Origin of the sequence: Stieleria sp. (assembly GCF_041595215.1) — a bacterium.
Classification (GTDB): Bacteria; Planctomycetota; Planctomycetia; order Pirellulales; family Pirellulaceae; genus Stieleria; species Stieleria magnilauensis.
Window position 1 is genome coordinate 1 of sequence record NZ_JBFHKV010000361.1, and the last position, 7403, is coordinate 7403.

Genomic DNA, 7403 nt, shown 5'->3' on the forward strand with positions numbered 1-7403 from the left:
CGTCGAGACGTCCCAAAGACGAATGATGCCGCCGCTCGCGGTCACCACCACCTCGCCATCGTCGCTGAGCAGTTTCACGCTCTCGTCGCGGAAATGCATTGCTCGTACTTTCCTTCCCGACGCCACGTCCCAGATCAATAGCTCGTCGCTGCCCCAGTACGCGAGCCTGCCGTTTTGGGTGTACTGCAGTCTGATCTTGCTGGGATTGTCGACGGTCGCGTCGATGCTGCGGCGAACGATGCCGCTGCGCGTTTTAAGTATCTTGATGGTCGCCTGCAGCTTGTTTCTTGCCGCCAGTACTGCGATCGATTGACCGTCGGGGCTGAAGTCGGGAATGATGTTGGAGACGGCAAGATTCCAAAGCGGTTTTCCAGTTTTGACGTCGTACGCGATCAGCATGCGGTCGTCCGCGGCGATCGCCGTTTCACCGTCCGGACTCAGCAACACGTAACGCACGGTCTTCAGCGCGCAGGTCCAGCGATGGACGATCGTGCCGGTTGCCACGTCGCGCACCGCGACCTTGTTGTCGGACACCGGATAGGCAATCCGTTCGCCGTTGTCGTCCGCGCCGAAGTCGACGCCCGAGGGCACACTTGCGCTCGACCATTCGCCGATCTGATGACCTGTCAACGAAAAGACGCCGATCACTTTGTGGTAACACAACGCGACGAAGCAGTTGTTGCACGGGAGAATCTGGATACGTCGCACGCCACCCCGGTTGGGGAAGACATATTGCTTGGTGAAATCTCGTGAGTGGTCCCGTAAGAAACGCCAGTTTGCGTCGCGAAACCTTTCGGGCGTTTCGTCGATGATTTTCTGCACTTCATCGAACTTCCCTCGCTCGTATTCTTTCTCCGCGAGGTCGAACCGTGATTGTGCGAGCGCTTTCCGGGCCGTTTCTCGTTCCTCCACCGCGACGTCTTCGGCACTGGTGGCACGATTGGCCAGAGCGATCGCTCGCGTCTCCGCGTTTCTTGCACGAATTGCCAACCATGCGCTGATCATCGTACCCAAGATCAGCACCACGGCGACGGTCGCGAGTGAGATTGCCAGTCCGGCGTTATTTCTTGACCACAACCAAAATCGCTCTGCCGGTCCGACGCGACGCGCACGAATCGGACGGCCATCCAAGAAGCGGCTCAAATCGTCCGCCATCGCGGCGGCCGTGCGGTACCGCCGCCGAGGTTCCTTTTCCATCGATTTTTCGACGATGGTTTGCAGGTCGCGGGGGACGCGATGATTCAAGGAACGAAGCGGTGGCGGCCTTGTCTCACGGATCGACGCAATCAAACTCACTCGTTCATGTGTGGCGAACGGAGATTGCAACGCCAACATCTCGTACAGCGTCACTCCCAGCGAGTAGATGTCGCTGCGTGGATCGCACTTGCCGTCGAAACGTTCCGGTGACATGTATCGCAGCGTTCCCACGACGTCGCCATTGCGAGTCAGATCGGCGTCTTCGGTCTTCGCCAATCCGAAGTCGGTGATCCATGCGACTCCGTTGTGATCCAAAATGATATTGGAGGGCTTGATGTCACGGTGAACGACGCCATGCTCGTGGGCGTGTTGCAGTCCATCGGCGATTTGTCGACCGATCCGTGCGATGTTGCGAAAAAATGGTTTGGATTGCGGCGATGTGACGATCGATGACTGGCTTTGTGAGTCGTCATCCGATTCACCATTGGGAAGCGTTGGATGCGTTCTTCGATTTTCGGTGACCAAGGACAGTGCGTCCAGTTGAACCGTTTGGTAATTGGCCTCCGTCTTTGTCCGCTCACCAAAGGAATGGGACGGAGCGCCCGTTTCACAAACGTTGCGCCGTTTCTGTTGATTGGCGTCGGGTGGTAAACCGTGTCGCGATCTCGACGTGTCTTGATCGCGAAACTCGCATAGCTGGCGAATCACCTCGTCAAGCGAGTGTCCCTCGATGAATTGCATTGCGTAAAAACAATGCCTGCCGTCGTTCCCGACTTGAAACACCGGCACGATGTTGGTGTGATGAAGCTGCGCGGCCGAGCGGGCTTCGAGCTGAAATCTCGCCCGCGATTGCTTGTCACCGAGCAATTGTTGCGGCAAGACTTTTAAAGCCACCTTACGCGACAGTGACCGCTGGGTCGCTTCGTAGACGACGCCCATGCCACCGCGTCCGGAAACGCGATGCAACTGGTAGTCCTCGATTTGCGGAAACCTTAGCTCGGGATCCGCCACCCGTTCGACAGGCGCTTTGACCGAAGCGTCGGCGACATGACCAAAGACCTGGATCGTTTGCAGCAGTTGCCGCAGCGGTTTTCGGATCTCGGGGTTTTCAATGACCGCGGGATGCGAACCGACAAACTCATCGATGTGTGGTTCGTCTCCGCTGCGACCGGCGGCAAGAAACTGGTCAGCGATTTGGTCAAGCAGGACCTCTAGGTCCTGTGACGCGTTGCTTTCGTCCTCTTCGGCCGGGTAGTCGATCATTGGAGCGAACGTGGGGGAAAGAACGCCCTACGCTTGCGACGGGTGGACGTAGGGCTTGCGATAGGGGCGTTTCAGCTTAGACGTCGCTTCGTCGTCACCGACGATCGTGTGCGTCGCGGGGTCGAATTCCAGCGACCGCCCCAGTTCCATCGACACATTCGCCATGATGCACGACGCACTGGAAATGTGACCTTGTTCGATATCAGCGATCGGCTTGGACCGTTGATCGATCGCGTCCAAAAAGTCTCGCATGTGTCCGCGGATTGCCGAAGCGACATGCAATTCCAGCCGCCAATCTTTCTGGTCGGCGATGTCCGTGGGATACTTGTCGGTTTCGATCAGCTTTTCACCGGTCAACTTTTGGCCGCCGCCGCGGGGCGTGAACTCGTATTTGTGAACGTCCAACTTTAACGTTCCCCGATCACCGTAGATGATTCCGGCCCATGGCCATTCCGGATCGGGTGCGTTGCCCCAACTGCGATGCGTCCAATTGATGTCCAGCTGGTCGAATTCATAGCGAGCCGATTGGGTGTCCGAAATGTTTGCCTTGGAATCGTGGTCGACGTAAATACCGCCGCTGCTGCTGATCCGTTTGGGCCAGCCCAGACCGAGCTGCCAACGCACCATGTCCAACATGTGAACGCACATGTCACCGACGATGCCGTTGCCATACTCCATGAACGCACGCCAAGATCGCGGATGCACCAATTCGTTGTAGGGACGCATCGGTGCCGGTCCCGTCCAGGTTTCGTAATCCAGGTACTCCGGCGGCGCGGTGTCCGGCGGATTCTTTCTCGCTCGCATGTGGTAGTAACAACAGACTTCCGCGTGCGCGACATCGCCGAGCAGTCCTGCGTCGACGACACGCTGTTTCGCCTCGATCAAATGTGGTGTGCTTCTGCGTTGCGTGCCGACTTGGACCACTCGGTCGTTGGCCCGCGCCGCGTCCAACATCGCTTTGCTCTCCAGCACGTCGACGCCCGTCGGTTTTTGGACGTAGACGTCGGCGCCCGACTGGACCGCCGCGATCATGGGTAAGGCATGCCAGTGATCGGGCGTGGCCACCAGGACAATGTCCAAGTCTTTTTCGGCCAGCATCTCGGTGTACTGGCCGTAGGTGCGAGGCCGTTGTTTGGAAACCTGCCGTGTCGCGATCAAGTCCGCGGCTTCGTTGAGCATGTTCGAATCGACGTCGCATAACGAAACGACTTCCACCGGTTCGATGTTCAGCAATTGCAGCAAGTCGCACTTTCCGTACCAGCCACATCCGATCAAGCCGACGCGACGTTTTGTGTCACCCGCCGCGGCATAGGCGTGGCGTGTGGCGGCTGCGGATGCAGCCAGCGCGGATCCGGCGAGAAATTTCCGGCGATCCATGTTGCGATGTCCATGAATGAGAAGAGGAGGGACAGATCGTTCCAGTATCGCCTGTGCGTCGACGACAAGCAACCAAGGAGAGTGTGGGAGAGGCTTCCAGCCTGTCAATTCGGCTTCGACAGGTTGGAAGCCATCCCACCATTGACTCACCGACCGCGCGATAAATCATTGTCGCGAACTTCGGCCAGTTTCTGCGTCAGCGTCGATCGCATCCTCGCCGCAACGTCTTGGTATTTCTGGTCATCGACCAGATTTCGATACCCTTGAGGGTCGACGTGGGTATCAAATAACTCCATGCCACCGGATGCGTCTTCCTTGTATTGAATGAACGCAAATCGATCCTCGCGAATCAAGAAACCTTTCCGCATCGGTGCGACGCTGAAGGCGAATTCGCGAACCTGGTGTTCGGGATCATCCAACATCATCGAGATGTCTTTGCCTTGCACATGCTCCGGGATCGGCAACCCGCACAGGGACGCCACGGTCGGGTACAGGTCCAACAGTTCGACAAAGCTGTGGCAGACCGCGGGCTTCTTTCCGGGCACGCGGATGATCAGTGGCACGCCCGCCGATTCGTCTCGCAGTGAAACCTTGGCCCAAAAATCATGTTCGCCCAAGTGGTAGCCGTGGTCGCTGGTGAAGATCACGATCGTGTTGTCTTCTTGGCCGGACGACTTGAGCGCGTCAAGCACCTTGCCGACTTGAGCGTCCATGTAGGCGACCGACGCATAGTAGCCACCGATGGCTTTCTTTTGCCGCCGCACATCCATCTTCATGTTTTGGCTGGTTTTGTAATTGATGCCGGCCTTGGGGATGTCGTCCCAGTCGCCGTCGATTTTGGGCGGCAGTTCCAATTTGCTGTACGGCTTGTAAGGCGGGAAGTAAGACGCCGGCGCGACGAAGGGCACGTGGGGGCGCACAAATCCGACGCCTAACCAAAACGGTTCTTCACGCGACTGTGCAATCAACTCACAGGCCTTTGCCGCCGTCTTGCCGTCGCTGTGAATGTCATCACCGCCGTTGGCTTCGACCACGACGAACGTGTTTCCGCCAACCACGGGTTTCTTGCCATCTGGATTGCCTTCCAACGTCTCGCCATCGCCGGCGGCACGCCACTCCGCCCCAGGACTGTTGAACCGCTCGGTCCATGACAAAACGTCGTCGGCTCCGTTGTAGTCACGCCCCGGTCCGTGATCTTCGACCCCACCGGGAACCCCCATGTGAAAGATCTTGCTGACCCGCGCGGCATAATAGCCGTTGTTCTTGAAATGCTGAGACCAGGTCGCGCGGTCGCCGATCTGGGGGCGCGGATTCTTGTATCCCAACACCCCCGTTGCGTGCGGATAGAACCCCGACATGAACGAGGCACGCGACGGACCGCAATAGGTCCCTTGGCAATAAGCCCGCGTGAATCGGGTTCCGGTGGCGGCCAACGCGTCGATGTTGGGAGTCTGGCAGACCGTGTTTCCGTAGCACGATAACGCGGTGTACGTCAGGTCATCCGAAATGATGAACAACACGTTCATCCGATCGCCGCGGGATTCGGCGCTGGCGTTCGGGTGGATTGGCAGTGCCAGCAGCAAACACGCGGTGGCGGAGAAGAGCAGTTGTTTCATCGCAGATGCGTCTCAACGGGCGGGATGGTTCAAGGTAGCGCAGGTCCTACAAGATACACGATGGGTTGGGCCGCTTGTTCCCAGGCTCCTGGCTTGTGAGACGGCCGGCGGAGCCGGCGAGGATGGCAAGCAGGATGCTTACCCCACTTTGCCGGCGGAGCCGGCGGGAGTGGCAAGCAGGATGCTTACCCCACTTTGCCGGCGTGAATGGCAAGCGGGATGCTTAGTCCACTTTCAAGGCGGGGCCTTGGAGCGACGTGCATCCGCGTGACGGGCGTTGTAGAATACGTCCCCCCGCCGTTTCCCTTCCCCACCCTCGCCGGCATGCTTCCGATGCAGAATCACAGCCTCACGCTTTCCTCTCGCAGTCTTCTGTGGGTCGCGATTTCGATTGTTACCACACTTGGCCACCTGGATCTGTCTGCCGCAGACGATCTCGTGCTGCACCAGTTCGAACGAAAGCAATTGACCGGAACCTACTTCTCCGAAGGCGTCTCCGCGGGAGACATCAACGGTGACGGCGTCAAGGATGTTGTTTATGGACCCTATTGGTTCGCGGGACCGGATTACGAATCGAAGCACGAGATCTATCCGCCGGTTCCGCAAGACATGAATCGTTATGCGGACAACTTTTTCTCGTGGATCGATGACTTCAACGACGACGGGTGGAATGACATCTTCGTTGTGGGATTCCCTGGCACGCCGGCATACGTTTACGAAAATCCCAAGCAGGCGGGACTCGATGCCCACTGGAAAAAGCACCAAGTGTTTGACTGGGTGTCCAACGAGTCGCCCGAGCTGATCAACTTGCTCGGCGATGAACGGCCTGAACTGGTCTGTACGCGGGACGGCTTTTTCGGTTTCGCCACCATTGATCCCAACGACCCGTTGGGAACATGGCAGTTTCATGCCATTTCGCCGCGGATGGCCGCGCCACGGTTTGGGCACGGACTGGGGATCGGCGACGTCAACGGTGACGACCGGTTGGACATCATCCATGCCAACGGATGGTTCGAACAACCAGAAACCGACCCGTTGACTTCGCGTTGGATGCATCACGAGGCAAAGCTTTGCGGCGGCAGCGGCGGCGCGGAGATGTACGCCTATGATGTCGACGGCGACGGCGACAACGACATCATCACCAGCGACTCGGCGCACAACTTCGGATTGTCTTGGTTTGAACAGATCGTCGACGGCGAACAGCGCACGTTCAAACAGCATCTGATCATGGGATCGCACCCCTCGGAAAACAAATACGGGGTTCTGTTCAGCGAGCCCCATTCGGTTGAACTGGCCGATCTCGACGGCGATGGATTAAAAGACATCGTGACGGGAAAGACGTATTGGTCGCACCACAAACAAAGCCCGATGTGGGATGCCGGTGCGGTGGTCTACTGGTTTCGCCTCGTTCGCGGCGAAGACGGAGTCGACTGGGTTCCCTACCAAGCCGATGGTGAAGCCGGGATCGGACGCCAAATCGTGGTCAACGATCTGGACGACGACGGCAATCCGGACATCATTGTCGGCGGCATGAAGGGCGCCCATGTGTTGAGCCATTCGCGCCAATCGGTCAGCGAAGCGGACTGGATGGCTGCCCAACCCCAACCGTACACCGGCCCCGAGCCGCCCCGCGCCGACAACGCCAACGCACGACGCGGCCCAAAGTCCAAAATCGATCCCAAGACCGCGCGAGCTGTCGGTGCGATCGAAGGTGAATCGCTGAAGTTCCGTACGACCGGTGGAGTGGCGCGTGCGCAGGACATGTCGAATTTCCAAGCCGACACGTGGAGCGGCAAGTCGCAACTGTGGTGGACCGATGCCAGACCGGGAGACACGTTGACGATCCAGTTGCCACCGGCAACGGGAGTGATTGACTTGGATGTGGTGCTGACCTGTGCCGTGGACTACGGCATCGTTCAACTGTCTCTGGACGATCAACCCCTGGGTGAC

Annotated in this window: 4 protein-coding genes; 1 reads left to right on the forward strand and 3 read right to left on the reverse strand. The window is 58.4% G+C overall.

From position 1 onward, the window contains the following. The 3 genes from ABX749_RS15215 to ABX749_RS15225 all read right to left on the reverse strand — a co-directional run. Window positions 1-2460 (reverse strand): protein kinase (locus ABX749_RS15215; protein WP_372896719.1); only part of this gene is annotated, 2460 nt, incomplete at its 3' end. Window positions 2461-2487: 27 nt separating this feature from the next. Next, complete coding sequence (locus ABX749_RS15220; protein WP_372896720.1) at window positions 2488-3837, reverse strand: Gfo/Idh/MocA family protein; 1350 nt, start codon at window positions 3835-3837, stop codon at window positions 2488-2490. Between the two features lie 146 nt (window positions 3838-3983). Then, the gene (locus tag ABX749_RS15225) at window positions 3984-5453 is read right to left on the reverse strand and encodes a sulfatase (RefSeq protein ID WP_372896721.1); all 1470 of its coding nucleotides are present in this window, start codon (window positions 5451-5453) and stop codon (window positions 3984-3986) included. Window positions 5454-5720: 267 nt separating this feature from the next. Here ABX749_RS15225 and ABX749_RS15230 point away from each other — a divergent pair. After that, window positions 5721-7403: FG-GAP repeat domain-containing protein (locus tag ABX749_RS15230; protein ID WP_372896722.1), on the forward strand; the 1683-nt coding region annotated here is incomplete at its 3' end.